The sequence below is a fragment of the Streptomyces sp. S186 genome (genome assembly GCF_051603415.1).
Lineage (GTDB): Bacteria > Actinomycetota > Actinomycetes > Streptomycetales > Streptomycetaceae > Streptomyces.
On record NZ_CP193932.1, the window covers coordinates 6,625,527 to 6,648,316 of the forward strand.

Sequence of the window (22,790 nt, forward strand, 5' to 3'; positions counted from 1 at the left end):
AGCCCTCGCGGAGCCGTCAGCCGTAGACCGGCCCGGTGAACTTCTCCCCGGGGCCCTGGCCCGGCTCGTCCGGCACCACCGACGCCTCACGGAAGGCGAGCTGCAGCGACTTCAGGCCGTCCCGCAGCGGCGCGGCGTGGTAGGAACCGATCTCGGTGGCGCTGGCGGTGACCAGCCCGGCCAGCGCGTGGATGAGCTTGCGGGCCTCGTCCAGGTCCTTGTGGTCCGCGCCGTCCTCGGCGAGTCCGAGGTTGACCGCCGCCGAGCTCATCAGGTGCACCGCGACCGTGGTGATCACCTCGACCGCCGGCACCTCCGCGATGTCCCGGGTCATGGTCTCGAAGTCGGGGCGGGCCGCGCCGCCGGTCTCGGGGGCGGCCGGCTGCTGGGGGGTCTGCTCGCTCATGTGCTGGGGCTTCACTTCCTGGTGGAGGTCTTGCCCCCAGCCTATGGCCACAGCCCGGCGGGCCCGCGGCCGGGAGCGCCCCCCCCGCCGCGCATCGGGCCGGTGCGGGCCCGACGCACGGAGTGGGGCCGCCCCCTTGACTCGTGTATCCTGGTGTTCCGACCGGCCGGACACGCATGTGACCGGCCCACAAGTGGAGGCTCCGATCTCCCACCCGACCGATCTCCGGATCGGCGGGTCAACGGTCCGGCTGCGCCCCGCGGAGACTTTCGCGGCGGTGCTCCTGAGCCACGTGGAGCCCCGCCTGTGTCCCGTCCGGGGCGTTTTTCGTGCGCCGGCGCGGTTGGTCACACCGAACAGACGTTACGCGGCAGTCCGCCAGGCCGTCGCGTGGTGCTACCGAGGAGGATCCATCAGCGCCGAGCCCCGCATCAACGACCGGATTCGCGTCCCCGAGGTGCGACTCGTCGGTCCCAGTGGCGAGCAGGTCGGCATTGTGCCGCTTGCCAAGGCCCTGGAGCTTGCGCAGGAGTACGACCTCGACCTGGTCGAGGTGGCGGCGAACGCCCGCCCGCCGGTCTGCAAGCTCATGGACTACGGAAAGTTCAAGTACGAGTCGGCCATGAAGGCCCGTGAGGCGCGCAAGAACCAGGCGCACACGGTCATCAAGGAGATGAAGCTCCGGCCGAAGATCGACCCGCACGACTACGACACCAAGAAGGGTCACGTCGTCCGGTTCCTCAAGCAGGGTGACAAGGTCAAGATCACGATCATGTTCCGTGGTCGCGAGCAGTCCCGCCCCGAGCTGGGCTTCCGACTGCTCCAGCGGCTCGCGGAGGACGTCCAGGACCTCGGCTTCATCGAGTCGAACCCGAAGCAGGACGGCCGGAACATGATCATGGTCCTCGGTCCGCACAAGAAGAAGACCGAGGCGATGGCCGAGGCCCGCGAGGCGCAGGCCGCCCGCAAGGCGGAGCGCCAGGGTGCGGCTCCCGCGGAGCCCGCTGAGGAGCCTGCCGAGGCGTGAGCTCCTGGGTGAGCTGCCCCGGATCCAGGCCGGGGCACACGCCCCGGAACAACCGACACATCTGACGCTCCCGCATGCCGGTCCCCGCCGGTGGGGGCGCCACTGACGAGGAGAGAACGGCGCATGCCGAAGAACAAGACGCACAGCGGTGCCAGCAAGCGCTTCAAGGTCACCGGCTCCGGCAAGGTGCTGCGCGAGCGCGCCGGCAAGCGCCACCTGCTCGAGCACAAGTCGTCCCGCGTGACGCGTCGCCTCACCGGCAACGCCGAGATGGCCCCGGGCGACGCCGCGAAGATCAAGAAGCTTCTCGGCAAGTGAGCCGGGGCGCTCCGCCGCACGGGCGGGGCGCACCGACCCGACCGGGACCCACGTCGATTCGGGCCGTGTGACGAACAACCACGGCCCCGCTACAAGGAGTTAACAAGTGGCACGCGTCAAGCGGGCAGTCAACGCCCACAAGAAGCGCCGGGCGATCCTGGAGCAGGCCAGCGGCTACCGCGGCCAGCGCTCCCGCCTGTACCGCAAGGCCAAGGAGCAGGTGACCCACTCCTTCGTCTACAACTACAACGACCGCAAGAAGCGCAAGGGCGACTTCCGTCAGCTGTGGATCCAGCGCATCAACGCCGCTGCCCGCGCCAACGGCATGACCTACAACCGCTTCATCCAGGGTCTGAAGGCCGCCAACATCGAGGTGGACCGCAAGATCCTCGCGGACCTCGCCGTGAACGACTCCAACGCGTTCGCCGCGCTGGTCGAGGTCGCGCAGAAGGCGCTGCCGAGCGACGTCAACGCCCCGAAGGCCGCTGCCTGAAGCGCAGCCTGACAGCGTTGTGACGTCGTGACGACGTTGTGATTGCGGACCCGTGGGCCCCCGGCCTGCGGGTCCGCCGCGTTTCCGGCCCGGTCGATTCCGCACGGGCCCCGCACCGAACGAAAGAAGCGAGCCGCCGTCCATGGGCACCCCCGAGCTGATCTCCCCGCGTTCCCCGCGAGTCGCCGCCGCCCGGCGGCTGGCCCGGCGCCATTTCCGGGGCAAGGAACGCCGGTTCATCGCCGAGGGTCCGCAGGCCGTCCGGGAGGCCGTCGCGCACCGGGCCGGCGGATCGCCCACCCTCGTCGAGCTGTTCGCCACCGTCGAGGCCGCCGAGCGGTACGCGGAGATCGTCGAGGCGGCCCGGGCGGCGGGCGCGCGGGTGCACCTGGCCGACGACCGGACCGTCGCGGACGTCTCCCAGACCGTCACCCCGCAGGGGCTGGTGGGCGTCTGCCGGTTCCTGGACTCGCCGTTCGAGGAGATCCTCGCCGCCCGCCCTCAGCTGGTCGCGGTGCTGGCCAACGTCCGCGACCCCGGCAACGCCGGCACCGTGCTGCGCTGCGCGGACGCCGCGGGCGCCGACGCGGTGGTGCTGACCGACGCCTCGGTGGACCTCTACAACCCCAAGTCGGTGCGGGCGTCGGTGGGTTCGCTGTTCCACCTGCCGGTGGCGGTGGGCGTGCCGGTGGAGCAGGTGGTGACCGGGCTCCGGGGGGCCGGGGTGCGGATCCTGGCCGCGGACGGGGCCGGCGACCGCGATCTGGACGCCGAGCTGGACGCCGGCTCCATGGGCGGGCCGTCCGCCTGGGTCTTCGGCAACGAGGCGTGGGGGCTGCCCGAGGAGACCCGGGCGCTGGCCGACGCCGTCGTCCGGGTGCCCATCCACGGCAGGGCCGAGAGCCTCAACCTCGCGACCGCGGCCGCCGTGTGCCTGTACGCCTCCGCGCGCGCCCAGCGCACGCCGGGAGGGTGCCGCGCGACGTCACCCGCCGGAGGGGCGTCGTCCTGATCCCGAGCGGTGGGTCCGGGCCGAGCTAGTAGTGTTGCCAGCTCCGGCCCGGAAGGGGGTAACACGGCGATGACGGCGAGGACTTCGGCCCGTACCGCCACCGCTGGCGGCTGCCCGTCCGAGGCGGCCGGCGCGGAGCTGGGGCTGACCCCCGACGACCTCCCGGACGGCCTGGTCGTCGCCGACGAGCACGGCCGGGTGATCTGCTTCAACGCCGCCGCGGCCCGGATCACCGGTATCGAGCCGCCGGCCGCGCTGGGCCGCCCCGTCGGGGACGCCCTGCCGCTGCAGGACCTGGAAGGCCGCCGCTGGTGGCAGCTGACCGACCCGTACGGGGGCCTCGCCATCCGCCGCGGCCAGCCGGAGCGGAATCTGCTGCTGGGCGGGCGGGAGGTACTGGTCTCCGCCCGTTACGTCCGCAGCCGGCCCACCGGTCCGGTGCGCCGGCTGGTGATCGCGCTGCGCGGCACCGAGGCCCGGCGGCGCACCGAGCTGAGCCATGCCGAGCTGATCGCCACCGTCGCCCACGAGCTGCGTTCCCCGCTGACCTCCGTCAAGGGCTTCACCGCCACCCTCCTCCAGAAGTGGGAACGTTTCACCGACGACCAGAAGCGGCTGATGCTGGAGACGGTGGACGCCGACGCCAACCGCGTCACCCGGCTGATCGCCGAACTGCTGGACATCTCCCGGATCGACTCCGGGCGGCTGGAGGTCCGCCGGCAGCGGGTCGACATGATCGCCGCGGTCCGGCGGCACGTACAGGCGCAGACCACCGCGGGCCAGCGGCCGGACCGCTTCCTGATCCGGATGCGGGAGCCGCTGCCCGACCTGTGGGCAGACCCGGACAAAGTGGACCAGGTGCTGGGAAACCTCCTGGAGAACGCGGTGCGCCACGGCGAGGGAACGGTCACCATCGAGGTGGGACCGGCGAAGGACACCGGCGGCGGAGAGGGGACGAGCGTCACCGTGAGCGACGAGGGCCCCGGCATCCCGGAGGAGTCGATGAGCCGTGTGTTCACGCGTTTCTGGCGGGGCAGCAAGCGCGGTGGCACCGGGCTGGGCCTCTATATCGTCAAGGGCATCGTCGAGGCGCACGGCGGCACGATCACGGTCGGCCGGGCCCCGGCCGGCGGCGCCCAGTTCCGCTTCAGCCTGCCCGTCGCGGCCCCGGCCTTCCTGGCATGAAGCAGGGGCGGACCGGCCGCCGGCGGCCCGCCCCTTAGACTTGACCTTTGGCACCTTTGGCGCACAGGCATCGCGGACACGCGGGCGCAGAGCCGAGGCGAAGCGAGCCGCGCCAAGCCACACCACCGGAAGCACGGGAAGAGATGTCCGCACCCAATAAGTCGTACGACCCTGTCGAGGTCGAAGCCCTGAAACCGGAAGAGATCGCCCGACGGGTCGACGAGGCGCTGGCCGCCATCGCCGCCGCGGGTGACCTCGACGCGCTCGCCCAGGCGAAGATCGCGCACGCCGGTGGCACCTCGCCGCTCGCCCTCGCCAACCGCGAGATCGGCGCCCTGCCCCCGCAGGCCAAGGCGGACGCCGGCAAGCGCGTCGGCCAGGCCCGCGGCCGGGTGAGCCAGGCGCTCAAGGCCCGGCAGGAAGAGCTGGAGGCGGAGCGCGACGCCCGTGTCCTGGTCGAGGAGGCGGTGGACGTCACGCTGCCCTACGACCGGGTACCGGCCGGCGCCCGGCACCCGCTGACCACCTTCATGGAGCGGGTCGCGGACGTGTTCGTCGCGATGGGCTACGAGGTCGCCGAGGGCCCCGAGGTCGAGGCCGAGTGGTTCAACTTCGACGCGCTGAACTTCGTGCCCGACCACCCGGCGCGCCAGATGCAGGACACCTTCTTCGTGAAGGCCAACGGCGCCCAGGCCGACGCGGCCGAGTCCGGCGTGGTGCTGCGCACCCACACCTCGCCGGTGCAGGCCCGTACGCTCGTCGACCGCGAGCCGCCGGTCTACGTCGTCTGCCCGGGGCGGGTCTACCGCACCGACGAGCTGGACGCCACGCACTCCCCGGTCTTCCACCAGATCGAGCTGCTTGCCGTCGACGAGGGCCTGACCATGGCGGACCTCAAGGGCACCCTGGACCACATGGTCCGGGCGCTGTTCGGCCCGGACATGAAGACCCGGCTGCGGCCCAACTACTTCCCGTTCACCGAGCCGTCCGCCGAGATGGACATGGTCTGCTACGTCTGCCGTGGCGCGTCCGTGGGCGACCCCGACCGGCCGTGCCGCACCTGCTCCAGCGAGGGCTGGATCGAGCTGGGCGGCTGCGGCATGGTCAACCCCAAGGTGCTCGTCGCCTGCGGCGTCGACCCCGAGAAGTACAGCGGTTTCGCCTTCGGGTTCGGAATCGACCGGATGCTGATGTTCCGGCACAACGTGGAAGACATGCGCGACATGTTCGAGGGCGACGTCCGGTTCACCCGGCCGTTCGGGATGGAGATCTGATGCGGGTCCCGCTTTCTTGGCTGCGGGAATACGTCGACCTGCCGGCGACGACGACCGGCCGGGACGTACAGGAGAAGCTCATCGAGGTCGGCCTGGAGGTCGAGACCGTCGAGCGCCTCGGCGAGGGCCTGAGCGGCCCGCTGGTCGTCGGCCAGGTGCTGACCATCGAGGAGCTGGAGGGCTTCAAGAAGCCGATCCGCTTCTGCACGGTCGACGTCGGCCGGGCCAACGGCACCGGTGAGCCGCAGGAGATCGTCTGCGGTGCGCGGAACTTCGCGGTCGGCGACAAGGTCGTGGTCGTCCTCCCGGGCGCCGTGCTGCCCGGCGACTTCAAGATCGCCGCCCGCAAGACCTACGGCAAGACGTCGCACGGCATGATCTGCTCCGGCGACGAGCTGGGCATGGGCGACGACGGCTCGGGCGGCATCATCGTGCTGCCGCCGGAGTACGAGCCGGGCACCGACGCGATCGAGCTGCTGGAGCTGCGCGACGAGGTGCTGGACATCGCCGTCACCCCGGACCGCGGCTACTGCCTGTCGATGCGCGGCGTGGCCCGCGAGGCGGCCATCGCGTTCGGGCTGCCGCTGCGCGACCCGGCGCTGCTGGACGTGCCGCCGCCGAACGCCGGCGGCTACCCGGTCCAGGTCGCCGACCCGATCGGCTGCGACCGCTTCACCGCGCGCACCGTGACCGGCCTGGAGCCGGAGGCCCGCACTCCGATCTGGATGCAGCGCCGGCTGCAGAAGGCCGGTATGCGGCCGGTCTCGCTCGCCGTGGACATCACCAATTACGTGATGCTGGAGCTGGGCCAGCCGCTGCACGCCTACGACCGTGCCACCGTCGAGGGCCCGATCGGCGTGCGCCGCGCCACCCCCGGCGAGGAGCTGGTCACCCTGGACGGCACCAAGCGGGTGCTGGACGGCGAGGACCTGGTCATCACCGACAACCGCGGCCCGATCGGGCTGGCGGGTGTGATGGGCGGCGCCAACACCGAGATCGCCGCACCGACCGCCACCGCGGCTTTTGAGGCGGGGTCGACCGGCCGGTCGCGCGGCACCACCGACGTGGTGATCGAGGCCGCGCACTTCGACGCGATCGCCATCGCCCGGACCGCCCGCCGCCACCGGCTCTCCTCCGAGGCCGCCAAGCGCTTCGAGCGCGGGGTGGACCCGGAGGCGGCGTCCGCGGCGGCCCAGCGGACCGTCGACCTGCTGGTGCTGCTCGCCGGCGGCACCGCCGAGGACGGCGTCACCGAGGTCGTCTCGCCGCGCGGGCCGCGGACGATCACCATCCCGGCGGACCACCCGGACAAGGTCGCCGGTGTGACCTACGGGCGGGAGACCGTCGTCCGCCGCCTCCAGCAGGTCGGCTGCGACGTCTACGGCCAGGACGAGCTGGTCGTGACCGTGCCGTCCTGGCGGCCGGACCTCTCCGACCCCAACGACCTGGCGGAGGAGGTCATCCGGCTGGAGGGCTACGAGAACCTCCCCTCCACGCTGCCGCTGCCGCCCGCCGGCCGTGGGCTGACGGAGCGTCAGCGTCTGCACCGCCGGGTCGGCCGCGCGCTGGCCGGCGCCGGGTACGTCGAGACGCTGAACTACCCGTTCACCGGCTCCGCCGTCCTCGACCAGCTCGGCATCGAGCCGGACGACCCCCGGCGGGACGCGGTCACCCTGGTGAACCCGCTCTCCGACGAGGAGCCGGACCTGCGCACCACCCTCGTCCCGGGGCTGCTGGCCGCGCTGCGCCGCAACTACGGGCGCGGCAACCACGACCTGGCGCTCTTCGAGACCGGCCCGGTGTTCCGGGCGACCGGCCAGGAGCAGCCGGCCCGCCGCCTGGTGGTCGACCGCCGGCCGACCGACGACGAGATCGCGTCGCTGGACGCCTCGCTGCCGCAGCAGCCCCGGCGGGCCGCCGTGGTCCTCGCCGGTGCGCGCGAGCAGGCCGGCTGGTGGGGCGCCGGTCACCCGTCCGGGTGGGCCGATGCCATCGAGGCCGGCCGGACCGTCGCCCGTGAGGCGGGCGTGGAGCTGGTCGTCCGCCAGGACCAGCACGCCCCGTGGCACCCGGGCCGGTGCGCGGCGCTGCTCGCGCTGGTCGACGGCGAGGAGGTGCTCGTCGGCAACGCCGGTGAGCTGCACCCGCGGGTGGTCAAGGCGATGGGCCTGCCGGAGCGCACCAGCGCGATGGAGATCGACCTGGACCGCCTGGAGCGGGCCGGGGCCGGCGCGCTGAAGGCGCCGCGGATCTCCACCTTCCCGGTCGCCACGCAGGACGTCGCGCTGGTCGTCGACGCCTCGGTGGCGGCGGCGGACGTCGAGGCCGCCCTGCGGGACGGCGCCGGCGAACTCCTGGAGTCGCTGCGGCTGTTCGACATCTTCACCGGCGAGCAGGTGGGCGCCGGCAAGAAGTCGCTGGCCTACGCCCTGCGGTTCCGCGCGTCCGACCGGACCCTGACGGCCGAGGAGGCCAGCGCCGCCCGGGACGCGGCGGTCGCCGTCGCGGTCGAGCGGGTGGGCGCCGTGCTGCGCGGCTGATCCGCGCGGCCCTGTGCCGGCTGCCGGGCCCCTGTCCACACTGGTGGGCGGGGGCCCGTCCCGTTTCCCGCCCCCGCCCCCGGCCGGATTCGCACGGGGTGTGAACTCCCCCTGATTACGCTGGACTTACGGAGTCCGTACGTCCTTGGGGGCGAGGCATGGAGCCCAACACGCTGCTCGATGCGATCCTGGACGAGGCCGGCGTCTCGCACGCCGGGCTCGCCGCGCGGATCAACCAGCTCGGACGGCGGCGCGGGCTCGCGCTGCGCTACGAACACACCGCCGTGGCGCGGTGGCTCAAGGGGCAGCGGCCGCGGGGGCAGGTGCCGGACCTGATCTGCGAGATCCTCGGCGAGCGGCTGCACCGGCCGGTGAGCCTGGCCGACATCGGGCTCAGCGGGCCGGGGGCGCGGCAGGCTCCGGGGACCCCGCTGTCGGGGTTCGTCGAGCGGGCCACCGCGCTGTGGCGGTCCGACGAGCAGCAGCGGCCGCATGTGGTCGCGGCCCCCGCGCTGACCGGGACGTCGGCGATCATCCCCGTATGGGAGTGGGAGAACCCGCCGGAGGACTTCGACGTCTCGCGCGACGGGCTGAGCCGGGTCGGGATGGCCGACATCGAGATGCTGCGGACGGCCCGGACCCACTACGAGCAGATGTACCGGAAGGCGGGTGGTATCGCTACCAGAGCACGCATCGTGCGGTTCCTCAACACCGAGGCGGCGCCGCTGCTGCGGGGCAGCTACAGCGACGCGACGGGGCGTCAGCTGCACCGGGCGACCGGTGGGCTGGTGGCCGTGGCGGGCATCTGCGCGTACGACTCGGACGCTCTCGGACTGGCCCAGCGCTACTTCCATCAGGCGCTGCGGCTGGCAAAGGCCAGCGGGGACCGCGGACTCGGCGCGTATGTGATCGCGCTGCTGGTCAACCAGTCCCTCTTCGTACGGGAACACCGCCAGGCGGTCGCCTTCGCGGAGGCGGCCCTGCGCGCCGCGGGCGGACAGCTCACCCCGGCGCTCTCCGCCGACCTCTACGCCATGCAGGCCAAGGCGTACGCGCGGCTGGGCGACGGCACCGGCGCACTGGACCGCATCCGGCGGGCCGAGGCGGCGGCGGAGCGGATCCGCCCGGGGCTGGAACCCGACGAGACCGGCTATGTGCAGCCGGGCCTGGTGAACGTACAAGTGGCGGAGGCGCTGCTCAGCCTCGGGGACCTGCGGGCCGCCCGGGAGCAGGCGGACGCCGCCGTGGACACCCCCGCACACGACCGCGGCCGGGTTCACCGGCTGGCCATGCTCACCCATATCGAGCTGCGCCAAGGGGATGCGGACCGGGCCGTGGCCAACGCCGCGGAGATGACGGAGCAGGCCCGGGGCATGGAGTCGCAACGCCTGCGGGACCGGCTGCGGGCGGTGCGCGAGCATCTGGCGGAGACCGGGAGCTCAGCGACGGACGAGGCTGCCGATCTCATCGACGAGGTGCTGCGCGTTCCGCTGTGACCGGGCTCGTGTCACCTTGCCGGCCCTCAAGCGGAAGGTGGCAGTTACGTGCGTTGGAACAATCTCAGCGAAAAGCCGGTCTACGCGAATCCCTGGTTCCGGGTCAATCTGGCCGATGTGGAACTCCCCGACGGCCGTCACCTGGATCACTTCCTGATCCGGATGCGGCCGGTGGCGGTGGCCACCGCGGTCAACGAGGCCAATGAGGTGCTGCTGCTGTGGCGGCACCGGTTCATCACCGACAGCTGGGGCTGGGAGCTGGCCGCCGGCGTCGTGGAGGACGGGGAGGAGCCGGCCGCCGCGGCCGCGCGGGAGATGGAGGAGGAGACCGGGTGGCGACCCGGGCCCCTCCAGCACCTCCTCTCGGTGGAGCCGTCCAACGGCCTCACCGACGCGCGGCACCACATCTACTGGTCCGACCGGGCCGAGTATCTCGGCGCCCCGCAGGACGACTTCGAGTCGGACCGGCGGGAGTGGGTCGACCTCAAGCTGGTGCCCGACATGGTGGCGAGGGGGGAGGTGCCGGCCGCGAACATGGCCGCGGCCCTGCTGATGCTCCACCACATCCGGCTCGGCTGAGGCCGGCCGGCCTCAGTGCCCCGTAGCCTGCCACAGGGCGGCCGCGCCCGCCGCGAGCCCGGCGAGCGCGGCGAGCGAGGGCAGCGGCCAGCGGCGGCTCTCCAACCGGGTGAGGCGGGCCTGGAGTTCGTCGGCTTCGCGCGTGGTCTGCGCGCAGCGCTGGGCCTGTAGCCGCAGCTGGCCGTCGACCTTGGCGGTGCGCACGTCGAGTAGGCGTCGCAGCTCCGCTAAGTCGGCGGCGAGAGTGTCGGGGTCCCGGTGGGCGGTCACGTTCCGCTCCTCTTTCCTTCTCCTGGTGACGGTCGGGTGAATACCTCAACCAGTCAACTGCCCAGGGACGGCAGGCGGGAGTGTGTGCGGCGGGGAGATACGGGTCAGCGGTTCACACCCCGTGTGAAGTGACGCCGCGTGAGCGTTTCGCACGGGGTGTGAAGCGGGCGCGCCGAGTTGGCGCATTCACACGCTGTCATCAACGGGCCGAGAGGAGTTGACTCTAAGTACGGGGGCCGAAGCCGCCGGCGGTCGGGCGCCCGCCGGCCGGGTCCGCCCGCCGAACCATCCCCCGAGCGGCGGGCGGACGGCCCCCGTTTCTCCCGCTGCGCGGGCGACGGCTCAGCTCCCGCCACGGGGGCGGCGGCTCAGTACGAGTAGAACCCCGACCCGGACTTCCGCCCCAGCCGCCCCGCGTCCACCATCCTCTGCAGCAGCGGGGGAGCGGCGTACAGGGGCTCCTTGTACTCCTCCTACAGGCTGACGATGCGGGCGACTACCGCCCTGACCTGCGGTTTCCGGGCTCGTTTGGGGCTTGTGGGACGTCCAGGGATTTCTCAGGGACATTTGGTTGTGGCTCTTGACCCGATGACGGCTCTTGATCGAACCACGCGTCCATCGCGGCAAGTCCCCGCTTGCCCGCACCGGGCATGAAGTGAGCGTAGTGCTTCAGCGTGGTCTGCGGCGACGCGTGCCCGAGCCACTCCGACACGCTCACGATCGACTCGCCCGCCTCAAGCTGGGTGCTTGCGTACGTGTGCCGGAGGACGTGGAACATGTCCGCGCGGGAGAGCTCGTAGACGGGGTACCGACGGGTGCGGCCTCCGCACGTCCTGACCTTCTCGCCGAGCTTCTTCAGGATTCCGGCCGCCGCGAGCGCGGGCCGCCAGCTCTGCTTGTTCCACCTCGAGTAGTTGATCCGATTGCCCTGCGGGGTGCTCAGGATCAGCCGGACGGTGATCGGTTTGCGCTGCCGCGCCGCCAGCTCGGTCGTCGGTGGCTCGGGATTGCGCCATGGAAGTGTGCAGGCGACCGAAGGGAAGTGACGCAGATGGTTCTGGACACGCTTGGCGAGGTTGGGGGAGACGGGAACGGTTCGCGTCTTGCCCCCTTCGGCAGGCAGAAGTAGGGCCTTCCCTTGGAGTCCCACCGCAGCTGCCGGCGGATGTGCACGACGCCGGCCTCGAAGTCGAAGTCCTCCTCGCCGAGACCGAAAGCTTCGCCTTGCCGCGGACCGACACCCACCCCGAGGTCCACCGCAATGCGGTACCGCTCCTGAACCTGCCCGGACGGCCTCCACGGTCGCCCTGGCCCACGCCTTGGCTTTCCTCTTCGCGGGTTTGGGCGCCTTGACCGTCCGACGCGCCCTGCAGGGGGTTCTTGACCAGGCGGCCGTCGTCGACGGCGGCTTCGAGGATGGTGGAGAGGTGGATCCAGATCACCTGGGCCGTGGACGCCTCGACACGCGTGAGCAGCTGCGCTTTCCAGGTACGCAGCGCGGCACCGCCGATGTCCCGGAGCGCCGTCTCGCCCAGGAACGGGATGATGTGGTTCCAGACCTTGCTACGCAGGGGGGCAGCGGTCGACGGTTCGTCCGACCGGCTCGGCCACCAGTGCTTCTCGACGTACTCGGTGAGGGGGATCGCTCCGTCGCGGGGATCGACGAACTCGCCACGGGTGGTGTCCGTCTGTGCGTTCGCGAGCCACTGCTTGGCGTCCTCGCTCGTGTCGAACGAGCGATCCCGGACACCCGGGATGCCCTTCACCCGGTAGCGCTTGCCCTTGCCCCAGAGGGATGTCCGCTCCCGCTTACCGGTGTCTTTGTTGGGCTTCTTCTTGAGCCAACGGTCTTCTATGTACCCCGCCAAGGGAATGTGCTCCTATGAACTCAACTGCATATGCGCGTACGACATGGTGGAAGAGCGCACGCCGGGACTCCGAAAGGCTTCAAGAGATCGAGGCATCGCCCTCGGGCTTGTGGACGGCCTTCAAGGAGTACGCGCTGCGCGCTTCATCGGGTTCTGACTGACGGGATTGAGAGCAGCGTTGGAACGTGAATCCGCCTGCTCTTGCGTCACGACCCACTCATCGAGCGCCGAAATCCGGTACATGACGCGGCCTCCCATGCGGAAGCTCGGCGGTCCCTGCCGTTGGTGACGCCAGACGTATAGGGTGTTCGGTGAAATGCCAAGGTATTCGGCTGCCTTGGCCAGGTTCAGGAACGCCGCTTCATGGGTGCGCGTGATCTCCTCGTGCATCTCCGGTCTCCAGGGTGATAGGGGTCGATGGACGCCACTATCCGGAGAAGTCTCGGCTTGGTGAGACCGGGAAATTCTGGTAGCGCACGTACTGGGGGTCTTAAGGAGTGCTGAAGTGTGATTGGTGCTCGCGGGCGTAGCAGTCCACGGCGCTCGATGGTCCTCTCATTGACCTGTGGTTTTGCCAGCACTCGTACGTTGACATGGTGTCCGAGCAGGTCTCCAGTCATGGGCGTCTGCCGTAGGCGAACTGCTGTGGGCCAGTACCCGGCGTATAGGCCGACTCGTCCGCCCCCACCTGGGACTTTTCCTCGGAAAGGGCCTCTGACCTGCATCGGAGGCCCTTTCCGACCTTTCACGCGCTTGCTGTTTTGGGCAGCCGAAAGTCCCTCGAAACTCCCTCTGGCAGAGCTGAAAGTCCCTGAAAAATCCCAGAGCTGGGCGGTCACCGGAGGCGTCTGAGCAGCCGCTCCACGGTGGCACCCATGTTGATGATTTAGTTGCGTGCTGCCAAGGCGCTACCCCTCTGGGAGCGGGGTGGATAGGCATGTCGGCGCTATCTCCGCCTGCGTGGAGGTGCTCCGCTGATGGGCACCACAGAGGGCGCACGTTATATGAAGCCCCGCCATCTTGAAGTCGCAGGGCATCGGGGTGGCATGGCGTCGTGCTGGGGTGCTCGTGCTGGTCGCGGGCGGCAGTCTGTGTCCTTGATCGTCAGGCAGTGGTCAACGCCGGTCTGCTCGTTTCCAGGTCGTCGTTTCCAGGTCGCGGAGGCGTACGGATTCGTAGGCGCGCGGGATGACGGAGATCAACGAGGTCGCCGAACGCGTCGCAGCCCGCCGGGCGGAGCTCGACGAGGAGGAGAAGCTCCTGGCCGAACGGCTCGATACGGTCCGCGCCGAGCGGGAGGAACTCGCGGTGGCGATGCGCGTGTGGGAACGAATGCACGCCCAGCTCGACACGGAGAAGCCGTCGACGCAGGCGGAAACGGCTCAAGTGGGCGGGCGCGGTGTGCTGTTGATCCCGCACCGGAAGGCCGGCGCGGGCGAGGACATCCTGCCGCCGGACTACCAGCGGCTGATGAAGATCGTGCGAGATCCCGGTGGTCCGGTCCGGGTCAAGGACGTCGGCGTCGAGCTGGACCTCGAAGTCGAGGTGAAGGGCCGGCTGGAGCCGCTGCGCGGCAAGCTGAGCAAGCTCGCCGGGCGGGGATGGCTGCGCAAACTGCCTGACGGACGCTTCCAGACCACACCATAGGTACGGCGTCGTACCCGTAACCGGCCTGTCCCCGGCGGCCGTTGGCTCGACGTGTGCATGAAGAGGATCAACGATCCTGCCGGGACACCGGCTTCCCTGTCCACCAGTGCCGCCTGCCGGTGTCCCGGAAACCAACGCATACTGCACCGATCTGCTGAGCCGCCACCTGAAGAAGATCGGCTCCCGCTGGCGCCGTCCGGCACCCGGACGGATCGTCGTCATCGTGCTCGCCGTGCTCCGCCACGACCAGCGCATCGCTCCGCCACGACCAACGCATCGCCGACATGGCCGGCGGCAACCAGGTCGGCGACACCACCGTGCGCCACTGGCGCTACGAACTGATATCCCTGCTCACGGCCCACGCACCCCGTCCGGACCGCACGTGCAAGAGGATCGCCGGATACGGATCACGCGACCTGCCCGGTCAGGGAGTGCAGGCAGCCGGCGCCCCCGTCGCCCCGGGCCGAGGGGGAGCTGGTTGCGGAGGCTGTTCCGGCGAAAGTGAAGGAGCCTACGAGCCTCCGCCCGCCCGACCGGAGGGATCGGCGGCGGCTCTCATGCCGCGTACCGTCTCCAGGTAGTCGCCGATCGCGTCCCGGTTGCGGGTCAGGCAGTCGATCCGCTGCGTCAGGTGGCCGTGTTCGCACTCCAGAACCCTGAGCATCTCGGGCGTCAGATCGTCGAAGTAGATGCTCCGGGGCTTGTCCAGGCAGGGCAGGATCTGCCGGATGATCCGGGTCGGCAGCCCGGAGCCGAGCAGTCCCTTGATCTGCATCACACGGCCCACGTGAGCTTCCTCGTACTCACGGTAGCCGTTGTAGGAACGCCCAGGCGTGATCAGCCGCTGCTCCTCGTAGTAGCGCAGCAACCGCCGGGAGGTGCCGGTGCGTTCCGCCAGTTCTCCGATCCTCATGCCGCCGAGCGTACGGCGTCGCCTTCGGGCCCCCGTTTGACCTTCACATAAATGTGAGGGTCTGAGACTCGCAGGGCGGCCAGGACGCGGCCGCTGTGCATCTGCGACGAGGAGGACCTGCCATGGTCTCGATAGATGTTCCCGTCTTCTACCAGGAATGGGCGACTCGCAGCGGCGGTGTCATCGACGCTGCCGCCGGGGTAGGCCCCGACACTCTGGAGGACGCCCGGCTCGCCTACCGGACGTTCTTCCAGGACAGCTTTCCGGCACCGGACGGGGTGACCTTCGACTCCGTGGACGCGGACGGGGTGGCCGCCGAGCGCGCGACTCCCGCGGACGCCGTCCCCGGCCGGCACCTGGTCTATCTCCACGGTGGCGCCTACCTGGCGGGAGACCCGCAGGGCTACCGTGGCCTGGTCGGCGATCTCGCCCGACGCCTGCGCGCCCGCGTTCTGGTCCCGCACTACCGGCTCGCGCCCGAGGCGGTCTTCCCCGCCCCCATCGAGGACGCCGTCACCGCTTACCGCCGGCTGCTGGAAGAGGGCGCCGAACCGCACAACGTGGTGCTCGCCGGCGACTCCGCCGGTGGCGCGATGGCGGTCAGCGCCCTGGTCGCCGCCCGTGACCAGGGACTTCCGATGCCGGCCGCCTCGATCGCCATCTCCCCCTGGGCCAACCTCGAACACACCGGGGTCACGATGTTCACGCTGGACGGCGTGGACCCGTCCGTGAACCGTGCGGGGCTGAGCCGCGCCGCGGACATCGTCCTGGGCGGCGCCCCGCGGAACAACCCGCTGGCCTCGCCGGTCTTCGCCGACACCCGCGGACTGCCTCCGGTTCTGATCCAGACCGGCGGTCACGAGGTCATGCTCAGCGACGCGGTCAGGCTGGCCGCCAAGCTGGCCGAGGACTCCGTACCCCTGCGCCTGGATGTCGCGCCGGGGATGGGACACGTGTGGCATCTGCTCGCCGCTCACCTCCCTGCCGCGGACAAGGCGGTCGCCGACGCCGTCGCCTTCGCCGAGGAGCACCTTCCTGCCGCGGTCGCCGAGGAGATCGTCGAGAGCCTCGGCCGCCCTCAGCCACCCCGCCTCTCGATATAGAGAAGCCCCGCCATTTTGAAGTCGCAGGTCATCGGGGTGGCGTGATCTCCTGTCGGGATGCTCGTGCTGGTCGCGTTGGGCCAAGCCCATCTGTCAGCGGTTCACTTCGAGGTTGGTGAGTACGAGCATGGCCCGCAGGAGATCGGTGGCGCGGGTGGGGTCGGTGCGGAGCTTGGTGAGGATGCGCCAGGTCTTCACGTGCCCGAAGCCGTGCTCGACGGGGGCGCGCGCGGCGGCCAGGACGCGGTTGGCTTCCTTCTCGCCGGGCGTGAGCTTGCGGGCGCGGGTGGCCTGGTAGCCCGTGACGATCACCGGGTGGTCCGGATTGTCGTCCAGACCGAGGAAGCCGAGGTCGGCCAGGGCGCCGAGCCCGGCGGTGCGCAGGTGGGTGAGGATGTGGTCGCGGCGGGCGGCGGTGGTGTCGTGGGTGCGGCCGGGGCGGGCTGCGGAGATCCAGACCAGGCGGCCCTTCTCGTCGGTCAGGGCGAGGAAGTGCAGGCCGTGTCGGCGGTGTTTTCCGCAGTAGTTGGGCCGGTTCGCTCTGCCGGCCGGCGGACAGTGGGGATCAGGGTGCCGTCGATCAGGACGGCTTCGCCGCCCCGCTTGGCGATCCTCTTGCACGTGCGGTCCAGACGGGGTGCGTGGGCCGTGAGCAGGGATATCAGTTCGTAGCGCCAGTGGCGCACGGTGGTGTCGCCGACCTGGTTGCCGCCGGCCATGTCGGCGATGCGTTGGTCGTGGCGGAGCGATGCGCTGGTCGTGGCGGAGCACGGCGAGCACGATGACGACGATCCGTCCGGGTGCCGGACGGCGCCAGCGGGAGCCGATCTTCTTCAGGTGGCGGCTCAGCAGATCGGTGCAGTATGCGTTGGTTTCCGGGACACCGGCAGGCGGCACTGGTGGACAGGGAAGCCGGTGTCCCGGCAGGATCGTTGATCCTCTTCATGCACACGTCGAGCCAACGGCCGCCGGGGACAGGCCGGTTACGGGTACGACGCCGTACCTATGGTGTGGTCTGGAAGCGTCCGTCAGGCAGTTTGCGCAGCCATCCCCGCCCGGCGAGCTTGCTCAGCTTGCCGCGCAGCGGCTCCAGCCGGCCCTTCACCTCGACTTCGAGGTCCAGCTCGACGCCGACGTCCTTGACCCGGACCGGACCACCGGGATCTCGCACGATCTTCATCAGCCGCTGGTAGTCCGGCGGCAGGATGTCCTCGCCCGCGCCGGCCTTCCGGTGCGGGATCAACAGCACACCGCGCCCGCCCACTTGAGCCGTTTCCGCCTGCGTCGACGGCTTCTCCGTGTCGAGCTGGGCGTGCATTCGTTCCCACACGCGCATCGCCACCGCGAGTTCCTCCCGCTCGGCGCGGACCGTATCGAGCCGTTCGGCCAGGAGCTTCTCCTCCTCGTCGAGCTCCGCCCGGCGGGCTGCGACGCGTTCGGCGACCTCGTTGATCTCCGTCATCCCGCGCGCCTACGAATCCGTACGCCTCCGCGACCTGGAAACGACGACCTGGAAACGAGCAGACCGGCGTTGACCACTGCCTGACGATCAAGGACACAGACTGCCGCCCGCGACCAGCACGAGCACCCCAGCACGACGCCATGCCACCCGATGCCCTGCGACTTCAAGATGGCGGGGCTTCTATGAATGTCGATGGCTTCGGGCCCTCAGGGAAAGGTCCTGAAGCTCGGTTTCGTCGTGCCAAGTAGTTGGCGGACGGTCGGGGCGTTTGCGCAGTCAATGCTTTGGATTCATCGCAGTGACAGTGACGGGGATGTCCAGGGTGGTGCCTTCGCCCGTGGTGAGGCGGAGGGTGTAAGTGCCGGTCTGCAGACCGGCATGGAGGCGCGGGAGGGCGGTGATGCCGTTGGGGCCGGTGGCGGGGAGGGTGAGGGCCTGGACGGGTTCACCGTGCTCGTCCTGCTTGGTCGTGAAGTAGGGGCCCTGGTGGTTCTCGATGGGTCCGGTGTGGGCGCCAGGCTGTTCCGTACCGGTGAGGAGAGTGGCGGTGAGTTGGGTACCGGCGACCGGCTTGCCCTGGGCGGTGGCGCGGATCCGGACCGGGCCGGCGAAGGGGCGTCCGGCCGCTGTCTCGGGCAGGGGGCCGGCGAGGAGGGTCAGGGCATCCGCAGGGACGGGGTGGATGGTGATGGTGAAGTCCACGGCGCGGATGGTGGCGCTGCCGTGCAGGATGGCGCGGACGGTGACCAGGCCGGGGATGTCACCGACGCGGAGGCGGGGTGCGGCGGCGATGCCTTCTCGGTTGGCAGTGACGGCGACACGGCGTGCATTGTGTGGGAACTGTGCTGTGGCGGCGCCTTCGGCCCCGCCGATCTCGTACGTCACCTTCGCACCGGGTACCGGGGCGCCGTGGGTATCGGTGGCGCGTACCTGGAGCTGTCGGTCCGGTTCCGTGCCCACGGCGGTTTCCAGAGTCGCAGCCCCGAGGCGGTGCAGGGTGGTGGCACTGTGAGGCTGGGGAGTGGGCCTCGGCGCGGGCTTGGTGCCAGGGGCTGTTTCGGCGCCGGGGGTTGGCTTGGTGTCGGGCTGCGGTGTGGTCTCCGGCCGGGGCTTGGCCGGAGACGTGGGTGTGGGGGTGGGCCGGGTAGAGGTGCCCGGCCGGTCGGCTAGCGGAAGGGGCCCTGCTTTCAAGGAAACCCTGCGCGAGGGTAGGGGCGTTGACGGCGCAGCTGGATCCGGCCGGTGTGGTGTGGCCGGGGAGTCGTCGGGGATCCCGGTGACGGTGCCGCCTTGATAGGTGCGCATCCACTCCAGCACGGCATTCACGTATGCGCGGGAGTTGTTGTAGCTCAGGATGGCACGGTCCAGGTCGGCACTGTGGCGCAGGTCGCGGTCGCCGGCGCACAGGTAGTGGGCGGTCCCCAGGGCGGCGTCGTAGATGTTGTTGGGGTCCTTGTTGCCGTCGCCGTTGCCGTCGGCGCCCCATGTCTGCCAGGTGGAGGGGATGAACTGGGTAGGTCCGACGGCTCGGTCGAACTCGGTGTCGCCGTCCCAGCGGCCGCCGTCGGTGTCGCGGATCAGCGCGAAGCCGCGCCCGTCCAGTCGCGGCCCGCGGATCGGCTTCTCCGTGGAGCCATCGGTGCGCAGCCCGTAGCCGGAGGCGTGTACGGACTCCACTCGCCCGATCCCGGCGACCAGTTCCCACGGGAGATGGCAGCCCGGCCGACTGCCTGTCACTGCCTGCGCAGCCTTCTTGTATGCGTCCAGTGCGGTCGCAGGTATCCCGGTGCCCTTCGCCCGAGTCAGATCTTCTTCATCTTTACCCGAGGTGGATTTCCCTTTGCTGCCGTCCTGGTCGCCCCTCGTCGCGCTGGGCGGGTCCAGATCCGGCACACCACGGGGCTGGGCCTGGGGGTTTCCCGGGGCGGGGGTAGCTTCACTTGCATCGGCCGTCAGGGGGCCAGCGGTTGCAGCCGTCGTGAGCGTGGCAGCGAGGGCGAAAACGCACAGGCTCCGGCGGGCGAGAGGGACCATTCGAATCTTCACGTGCGGTATTTCCTTGATGGGAATAGGCGTGGGGCCGGCGCTCATGAGCCGGCCCCACGTGTAGCGCGAGTGGGGTTCGGCTCAGCTGATGGCTCGGTAGTCCTTCCAGCCCTCACCGACGCGGAAGCGCAGTACCTCGTTGCCCGGGTAGCACCACAGGGTTCCGTCGTTGGTGACGAGCCAGACGTCGAACTTGCCGTCGTGGTCAGCGTCCCCAGGCGAGGTCATCAGTGGTGTTTTGTCGAGGGTGAATCCTTGACCGACGAGAACGGGGTTGCCGGGAGCGGTGCCGTACAGCGCCGCACCGCGGTAGACGCCCACGGCGCCGTTGTCGAGGCTGCGGACGCCTAGATCGGCGTGCCCGTCATGGTCGAAGTCACCAGGAGCGAAAAGGTCGATGCCTTCGGTGTTATGGGCGTTGAGGAGCAGCGGTGGCTGATCGGGGTTCTCGTCCAGGTAGCCGGACGCAGACCCGAAGTAGAGCCACACCAGCTTGCCTTCGCGGACGAGGAGGTCCGGATAGGAAGGAAGGTCGTAGTCGCCGATGACGCCGTCGCCGTCAAGGTCGGTCGGCCCGTCGAGGTCGCCCACGGCCAGGATCTGGTCGGCTTTCTGCCAGTGGTTGTTGGCCTGGTCGTACAGGCGCAGTTCCATCGGTGCGGTGTTGCCGGACAGGTGGCCGTGGCCCTCGTTGGGGTGGACGTAGAGCTTCTTGGTCTTGTCGACGGGGTCGTAGCGGTGCTCGATGAGGTCCTCGTAGCCGTCACCGGTCCAGTCGCCGCGGTGTGTGATCAACGAGTCCTTGAAACTGCGGTCGCTGGCCTTGGCCTTCGGGCCCAGGCGGCCGTCGCCAAGGCCGTTGAAGAGCTGGAGTTCGCCGTCCTTGGTGACGGCGTACATGTCGGGGTGGCCGTCGCCGTTGAGGTCGCCGGGGGCGTCCTTTTCGCCTGAGCTGTTGACGTAGAACAGGTAGGCCGCCAGGTCAGAGCGGTTGTTCGCCTTGTCCAGGCTGCGGGCGTAAAGCATGTGGGGCCCGGCGGCCATGGGGGTGAGCTTGACCGAGGCGGAGCCTCCGGCGGAGGCAGGAGTTGCGGTCCGTACGGTGGCGTCCCATTCGGTGAAGTACTCGTACTTCTGGACGTCCTTCACACCGCCTGAGGAGAGGGCGAAGGTGCCCGGTGTGCGGGCGATGCCGGTCTTGGTGGGCCAGCCGTTGCTGCCGTCGGGGTACTGGTCTGAGGCGATGTCCGGGGGCGTACTGGGGCGTGTGGTGTCCACACGGAAGCGGCACGGCGGATTCGGGGTCCAGGCCGACGTAGTCCTGCCGTCCTGGGCCTGGACCTGCCAGGAGAAGGTGACGCCGTCTTTGTTCTGGAAGGTAGCTTTCGGGATGGCGACCCGCGCGATGGTGCCGCTGGTCACGGAGATGGTCTTGTCCAGGACGAACCCCGAACCGCCGGTGGGCCACACGATGAACCGGGCCTTGAGCGTGCCGCCGTCCGGGTCGCTGATCTTGGCGGTGAGGGCGACATCGGTATTGCCCAGCGTGACGTATCCGCCGTTCGAGGGGCTGCAACTGCCATTCACCCGGGTACTCGGCGAGGTGTCGAGGTTGGTTGGCGCATTGGGCGGGGTGTTGTACTCGGTGGACAGTACGGCGGATTTGGCGTCGAACTTCTTCCACCCGTAGACGTCTGATTCGTTGGCGGCGCGCAGGCCCAAAGTCCACTGGGCCCATTTGTTCTTCACGGCATCCTTGGCAGCCGAGGTCACGTCGAAGGCCAGGTTGCCGGCGGGGCAGTTGCCACCCCAGCCCCGGCTCTCCGTGGTGTGGGCCACCTTCCGCTGCCAGGAAGGCTGGTTGTTCCAACTGGTGCTGGAACTGATGGACCCGGTATCCCAGAGCTGGGTCTCGCGCTTCTCGCACGACCAGGACCAGGTGTTCTTGATCCGGAAGGTGGACTTGATGACCTCCTTGCCCCACAGGTTGCGGGTGCTCATGCTGAAGAAGGACCGCCCCAACCCGTTGGTCTCGTTCTCGTAGCCGACCCGGGCCGTGGAGGTGCCCTTCTTCCCGTCCCGCTCGATCCAGCCGGCCCCGTTGTAGAAGGTGCTGTTGGGGTACTTCTTATAGGCAATCGTCCAGGCCAGGCGCGACCCGCTGATGTACGGGTCGATGTAGACCGGGTACTGCGTACCCTTGCCTGCCAGCACGTCAGTGTCCGGCTTGAGTGCCAGGTTTTTGCCCGACACCGCCACCCCCAGGGCTGATTCCTTGGCGCCTGGCCGCGGTAGGAACTCGTCCTGCGGAACCTGGTTCTGTGGCTCTTCGGAGGCTTTGGTGGCTGAGCGCGGCACTGCCGCAAACGCCTGCGTGTTCGTCTTGGTGCTGGAGCTGTCCCACATTCGGGGTGTCGGTCCTGCGAACACCTGCTGTCCGGCAGGGTTGACAGCCGAAATGTTGCCGTGCGCGTCAGTGGAGACGTCCACTCCGTCGGTCGTCATGCCGTACTGGATGGACTTCAAATCCGGGTTGGCGGCGGCCTTGGGCGTCTTCACCACCAGAAGCTGACCGAATCCGTCGTTGCCCGCGCGTAGCTTCAGATCCACGTCGGGCAGCACATTCGGGTACGTCGCGGTGTCCCCGGCCACTGTTGGCTTTGGCAGCTCACCCGGCCAGGACAGGGACAGGCTTCGACCGTCCCGGGTGACCGTTACCAGGGGGCCCTTGCCGCCACCGGAGAACTCGATCCCCACAGCAGTGGCCTTGGCTGAAAGCGTTCCATTCTCAGCAGCCTGCAAAGTGGGGTCGATATCCAGCAACCTGCCTTGCTTCCGGACGCGTTGGGGAACGCTGTGTCGTTCCTCAGTGAACGTCCCGGATGGGTTAGCGAAAACCGAGGATGACTCGGTCCTGTGCGATGTCAACTCAACCGGAGTTCCGGTTTCAGCGGCACGTTCCACTGCACGCTGCACCTCTGAGGCAGGCGTGACAGATTCCTTACCGTCAACTGCTGGAGCTGCGAGGGACATTGACGGTATGGCGGTCACCACGAGCCCTCCACCTATAGCGCAGGCCAGCAGAGAACGCCAATGCCTGAGTCGTCTTCGCGAGGGGGGTGCGGGCACGTCCAGTCCTTCCGGGGTGGTG

20 protein-coding genes and 1 pseudogene are annotated in these 22,790 nt (G+C 69.7%); 11 read left to right on the plus strand and 10 right to left on the minus strand.

Annotated elements, in window-relative coordinates:
* Positions 1–16: 16 nt before the first annotated feature.
* Positions 17–406, minus strand: a complete 390-nt coding sequence (locus ACRAS8_RS28595; protein ID WP_018540167.1) for a DUF1844 domain-containing protein — start codon at positions 404–406, stop codon at positions 17–19.
* Between the two features lie 343 nt (positions 407–749).
* Between ACRAS8_RS28595 and infC the strand changes: the two genes are divergently transcribed.
* From infC to ACRAS8_RS28640, 9 genes are all read left to right on the plus strand, one after another.
* A complete protein-coding gene (gene infC, locus ACRAS8_RS28600; RefSeq protein ID WP_438488872.1) occupies positions 750–1,433 on the plus strand; it encodes a translation initiation factor IF-3 in 684 nt (227 codons plus the stop codon).
* Positions 1,434–1,556: 123 nt separating this feature from the next.
* Positions 1,557–1,751 carry a 50S ribosomal protein L35 gene (gene rpmI, locus ACRAS8_RS28605; RefSeq protein WP_016576627.1) on the plus strand — a complete coding sequence of 65 codons (195 nt, stop codon included), beginning with the start codon at positions 1,557–1,559 and terminating at the stop codon, positions 1,749–1,751.
* A gap of 106 nt (positions 1,752–1,857) precedes the next feature.
* Entirely contained in the window at positions 1,858–2,244 is a 387-nt protein-coding gene (rplT, locus tag ACRAS8_RS28610; RefSeq protein ID WP_438488873.1) for a 50S ribosomal protein L20, read from the plus strand.
* 142 nt (positions 2,245–2,386) lie between these two features.
* Complete coding sequence (locus tag ACRAS8_RS28615; RefSeq protein WP_438488874.1) at positions 2,387–3,256, plus strand: TrmH family RNA methyltransferase; 870 nt, start codon at positions 2,387–2,389, stop codon at positions 3,254–3,256.
* A 69-nt stretch (positions 3,257–3,325) separates the two neighbouring features.
* Complete coding sequence (locus ACRAS8_RS28620; protein ID WP_438488875.1) at positions 3,326–4,441, plus strand: ATP-binding protein; 1,116 nt, start codon at positions 3,326–3,328, stop codon at positions 4,439–4,441.
* A 143-nt stretch (positions 4,442–4,584) separates the two neighbouring features.
* A complete protein-coding gene (gene pheS, locus ACRAS8_RS28625; protein ID WP_438488876.1) occupies positions 4,585–5,715 on the plus strand; it encodes a phenylalanine--tRNA ligase subunit alpha in 1,131 nt (376 codons plus the stop codon).
* On the plus strand, positions 5,715–8,255 hold the full coding sequence (pheT, locus tag ACRAS8_RS28630) for a phenylalanine--tRNA ligase subunit beta (RefSeq protein WP_438488877.1): 2,541 nt from the start codon (positions 5,715–5,717) through the stop codon (positions 8,253–8,255). The genes pheS and pheT overlap by 1 nt, the downstream gene beginning before the upstream one ends.
* 158 nt (positions 8,256–8,413) lie before the next feature.
* A complete protein-coding gene (locus ACRAS8_RS28635; RefSeq protein WP_438488878.1) occupies positions 8,414–9,751 on the plus strand; it encodes a transcriptional regulator in 1,338 nt (445 codons plus the stop codon).
* A 48-nt stretch (positions 9,752–9,799) separates the two neighbouring features.
* The gene (locus tag ACRAS8_RS28640) at positions 9,800–10,330 is read left to right on the plus strand and encodes an NUDIX domain-containing protein (RefSeq protein ID WP_438488879.1); all 531 of its coding nucleotides are present in this window, start codon (positions 9,800–9,802) and stop codon (positions 10,328–10,330) included.
* A 12-nt stretch (positions 10,331–10,342) separates the two neighbouring features.
* Here the strand turns inward: ACRAS8_RS28640 and ACRAS8_RS28645 are convergent, their stop codons facing one another.
* The 4 genes and pseudogenes from ACRAS8_RS28645 to ACRAS8_RS28660 form a co-directional block, all read right to left on the minus strand.
* Entirely contained in the window at positions 10,343–10,600 is a 258-nt protein-coding gene (locus ACRAS8_RS28645; protein WP_438488880.1) for a hypothetical protein, read from the minus strand.
* Between the two features lie 368 nt (positions 10,601–10,968).
* Positions 10,969–11,073: pseudogene (locus ACRAS8_RS28650) on the minus strand (3-hydroxyacyl-CoA dehydrogenase family protein); the annotation flags it as partial.
* Positions 11,074–11,096: 23 nt separating this feature from the next.
* A complete protein-coding gene (locus tag ACRAS8_RS28655) occupies positions 11,097–11,750 on the minus strand; it encodes a tyrosine-type recombinase/integrase (protein WP_438488881.1) in 654 nt (217 codons plus the stop codon).
* An 838-nt stretch (positions 11,751–12,588) separates the two neighbouring features.
* Entirely contained in the window at positions 12,589–12,858 is a 270-nt protein-coding gene (locus ACRAS8_RS28660) for a helix-turn-helix domain-containing protein (protein ID WP_438488882.1), read from the minus strand.
* Between the two features lie 798 nt (positions 12,859–13,656).
* On the opposite strand from ACRAS8_RS28660, the gene ACRAS8_RS28665 reads away from it, so the two are divergent.
* Positions 13,657–14,115, plus strand: a complete 459-nt coding sequence (locus ACRAS8_RS28665) for a hypothetical protein (protein WP_438488883.1) — start codon at positions 13,657–13,659, stop codon at positions 14,113–14,115.
* 511 nt (positions 14,116–14,626) lie between these two features.
* Here ACRAS8_RS28665 and ACRAS8_RS28670 read toward each other — a convergent pair.
* Positions 14,627–15,028, minus strand: coding sequence for a MerR family transcriptional regulator (locus ACRAS8_RS28670; RefSeq protein WP_039630255.1), 402 nt, complete (start codon positions 15,026–15,028; stop codon positions 14,627–14,629).
* A 122-nt stretch (positions 15,029–15,150) separates the two neighbouring features.
* On the opposite strand from ACRAS8_RS28670, the gene ACRAS8_RS28675 reads away from it, so the two are divergent.
* The gene (locus ACRAS8_RS28675) at positions 15,151–16,131 is read left to right on the plus strand and encodes an alpha/beta hydrolase (protein ID WP_438488884.1); all 981 of its coding nucleotides are present in this window, start codon (positions 15,151–15,153) and stop codon (positions 16,129–16,131) included.
* Between the two features lie 93 nt (positions 16,132–16,224).
* On the opposite strand, the gene ACRAS8_RS28680 is transcribed toward ACRAS8_RS28675, so the two are convergent.
* From ACRAS8_RS28680 to ACRAS8_RS28695, 4 genes are all read right to left on the minus strand, one after another.
* Positions 16,225–16,752 carry a transposase family protein gene (locus ACRAS8_RS28680; protein WP_438488885.1) on the minus strand — a complete coding sequence of 176 codons (528 nt, stop codon included), beginning with the start codon at positions 16,750–16,752 and terminating at the stop codon, positions 16,225–16,227.
* A gap of 382 nt (positions 16,753–17,134) precedes the next feature.
* Positions 17,135–17,593 (minus strand): hypothetical protein, encoded by a 459-nt coding sequence (locus tag ACRAS8_RS28685; RefSeq protein WP_438488883.1) that lies wholly within the window; start codon positions 17,591–17,593, stop codon positions 17,135–17,137.
* Positions 17,594–17,869: 276 nt separating this feature from the next.
* Entirely contained in the window at positions 17,870–19,270 is a 1,401-nt protein-coding gene (locus tag ACRAS8_RS28690; protein ID WP_438488886.1) for a lytic murein transglycosylase, read from the minus strand.
* A 450-nt stretch (positions 19,271–19,720) separates the two neighbouring features.
* On the minus strand, positions 19,721–22,603 hold the full coding sequence (locus ACRAS8_RS28695; protein WP_438488887.1) for an FG-GAP-like repeat-containing protein: 2,883 nt from the start codon (positions 22,601–22,603) through the stop codon (positions 19,721–19,723).
* Positions 22,604–22,790: the final 187 nt, after the last annotated feature.